The organism is Campylobacter sp. BCW_6465, assembly GCF_001762815.1.
GTDB classification, from domain to species: domain Bacteria; phylum Campylobacterota; class Campylobacteria; order Campylobacterales; family Campylobacteraceae; genus Campylobacter_D; species Campylobacter_D jejuni.
In genome coordinates this window covers 1-3,164 of record NZ_MJXN01000051.1, presented here as the reverse complement: position 1 = coordinate 3,164, position 3,164 = coordinate 1, and the positions used below count along the sequence as shown (strand labels likewise).

The window sequence follows — 3,164 nt, the reverse complement described above, 5'->3', positions numbered from 1 at the left end:
TAATATAAACAATATCATCTCAGGTGTTAATCAAGGCAATATTGGCAATATAGGAACCAATGGAGGTGGAGAAATATCTTTAAGCTTTGATCCAATAACAGGAAAGCTTACTACAGATTTTAATCTTAATGCTTCCATATCAGGTGCAACCTTTAGATCTTTAATCTCTACTACTTCAAGAAGATCTACCTTTATAGACAATGTTATGGGTAATTCTATGCAAAGCTTTGCTTTAGCTTCTTCAAGTAAGTCTCAAAGCATTGCTATGTCTGAAAAGGGTAATTTATATGCGGATGCAAGTGATTATATAAAGAGTGATTTAAATAATGGAAGCTATGGTTCTAATAAAGAACATTCTTTATTCATCCTTCCTTATGCTTCTTCACAGAATGTTGAACTTTCTTTAAATGAAGAAAGTAAAGGACACACTAAAGGAACCATTATAGGTTATTCTACTTTAAAAGACAGTGGAATATATGGTGTGTATGCAGGTTATGAAGATACAAAAATGGGTTCAACTTATTTTGATATTAATAATAGAACCTATTATGCAGGTTTAAAATACTTTAATACCTTATTTACTACAGAAAAAGGTCAAGAAGTTTATATCAAAGCTCAAGGTAAAGCTGCTTTGATTAAAAATGATTTAACTAAAAAAATAGGAAATAATGAAGCTAAAGCTGAACCTAATTCTTATGCTTATGGAGTCAATACAGCCTTAGGTATGAATTTTATTAAAGATAAAGATATATTCTCCCCTGAAATAGGTCTTGCTTATGAAGGAGGCTATACTGAAGCTTTTTCTATGAAAGATACTATAGGACAAGCAACAGTTAAAGGTGGAGAAAGAACCTATGCAAACTATTTAAATCTTTTCTCTACTAAAACAAGCTTTACTTGGTTTAGAGATTGGTTGCCTAATTTAAAAACTTCAGTAGAACTTGGAGCTAAGTTTAATATCAATCCTAAAACACAAGCTGAGGCTAGATTTGGAAGTGTAAAAGTAAGTGATGAGTTTTATTTACCAAGAATACAAAAATTTGTAAGTACTTCTTTTATCGTTCCTGTTAATGAAGCTTTCTATTTTAGTTTAAACTATAATGGAATGTTTGATAAAGATGGCAATACCCATACAGGATTTGCTCAGTTTAATTATCTTTGGTAATATCACAAAAGATAATACTTAGTTTGATTAGTTTACTCTCCTACTTGTTAAAAATTTCATCCTGATAATTTAAAATTATTAGGATGGATGTTGTTATATTTTTTTATTTTTGTTTTATTATTTAATTTTATAAAAATATAATTATCTTTTTATGCAACTTATAAGATAATATTAGATTTTAATGTAACTATCAAGGAAAAATATGTTTGATAAAATTCATTATTATTATTTTAATGCTAATTATGAAAAATGTTTAAACTTGAGTGAGCAATTTTTAAAAGAAAGTCCAAAATTTGCTTTAGAATTTGCTACGCTTTCTTCTTATAAACTTTCTCTTTTTCAAAAAGCTTTATATTATGCTCAAGAGCTTTTTTCTTTAAATCCTACAAGTTTTAATGGTCTTATGCTTGCTAAAAGCTATATTGAAAATTTAAGACTTGATGAAGCCTTGAATTTATTACAAACACTTTTAACTCGCAAAGATGATTTAGAGGATGAACTTAAGTTAGAATTGGCTTTTATTTATAAACTGAGCAACAAACTAGAAGAATCTGAACAAATTTTCAAAGAATTGCTTTCTAAAGATATGTATAATCTTAATCTATGGAAAAATTATGCAGAAATTTATTTTAAACATGATTTTACTAAGGCATTAAATGCACATGAACACTTGTGTCATTTTATGCAAGATTTGATTGATAAACTGCAAAAAGGAATCATTGCTGAACAAACCAATCTTAATTTAGTCAAACTCGAAGATAGGCTTCACAGTAAAACCAAAGAAAACCTTACTATTTCTAAAATAGAAGATTTTTTAACTCATCAAATTTTACCCCAAAAAGCATACTTACTTTTTAAGCTTTTTAGAATATCTGATTCTTTAGAACTTTTTCAATCACTACAAGAAACCAATCAACACCATGCACAGTTTTGGCAAAACTATGCTAAGGTCTTAGAATTTAACTCAAACTATCAAGAAGCTTATCATGCTTATAAAAAATGTCTTAGTTTGGATTCTCATGCAACCTATCAATTTGATTTGGCTTATCTTTTGATGCGTATGGGAGTGGATGATAATTTTGAAGAGGGTAAGAAGTATTATGAAAGTAGATTGTTTTATGCTCATAATGAAACTTTTTCTACTTATCATTATAATGAAAGCATAAAAGCTTTTAATAAATTTGGCATTGATGCTTTTAAAAATAAAGAAGTTTTAGTATTTTGCGAGCAAGGCTTTGGCGATACTATAATGTATGCAAGATGCTTAGAAAAACTTTGCAAAATCGCTTCAAAGGTTTTATTTGCTCCTCAAAGTGCCATGTATGAAATGTTTAAAAATCAAATCAAATTTTTAAATCAAAATGATGATATTTTTAAAAATGTAAAGGTTTTAAAAAATCTACCTACAAATTTTGATTATGCTATTCCTATTTGTTCTTTGCCTTTTTTTATTGATATTAAGCTTGATGAGATTTCACGATTAAAAACACCTATATTGCCACAGAAAAAACCGCATAATAAAAGAAAAAAACTTGGTATTTTTTATGCTACTCCTAATGCTGAAAATTCTGATTTATTAAGAAATGTAAAATTTGAATTTTTATTTGATATATTAAAAGACTTAGATTATGAAATCATTTCTTTTCAAATGCAATTAAAAGAAGAATTGCCTAAGGTAATAGAAGATAGAAGCAAGCTTATAAAAAATTGGAATGATACTCTAAATTATTTATATGATATTGACTGTATGCTTAGTATTGATAGTGCTATAGCGCATTTAAGCTTAGCTATGGATATTCCTACTATAGTTCTTTTACATCCTAGATTTGATTGGCGTTGGGGAAAATTTGAAAATCCTAAAAGTTATTTTTGGCCAAAAGCAAAATGTTTTATCATAAAAGAACAAGAAGAAACAAAAAGGAATTTGCAAAAACTGATTAAAGATATTTTAAACTAAAGCTTAGTTTAAGAGCTTTAGGTGGAAAATTTGGTTTTTGAT

2 protein-coding genes are annotated in these 3,164 nt (G+C 27.6%); both read left to right on the top strand.

The window, feature by feature from the left end; genetic code table 11:
- Positions 1-1,165 (top strand): autotransporter outer membrane beta-barrel domain-containing protein (locus AJ886_RS03395; protein WP_083267236.1); only part of this gene is annotated, 1,165 nt, incomplete at its 5' end.
- A 202-nt stretch (positions 1,166-1,367) separates the two neighbouring features.
- Positions 1,368-3,122: a hypothetical protein gene (locus AJ886_RS03390; protein WP_070287131.1), complete on the top strand. Its 1,755-nt coding sequence runs from the start codon at positions 1,368-1,370 to the stop codon at positions 3,120-3,122.
- The last annotated feature ends 42 nt before the right edge of the window (positions 3,123-3,164 follow it).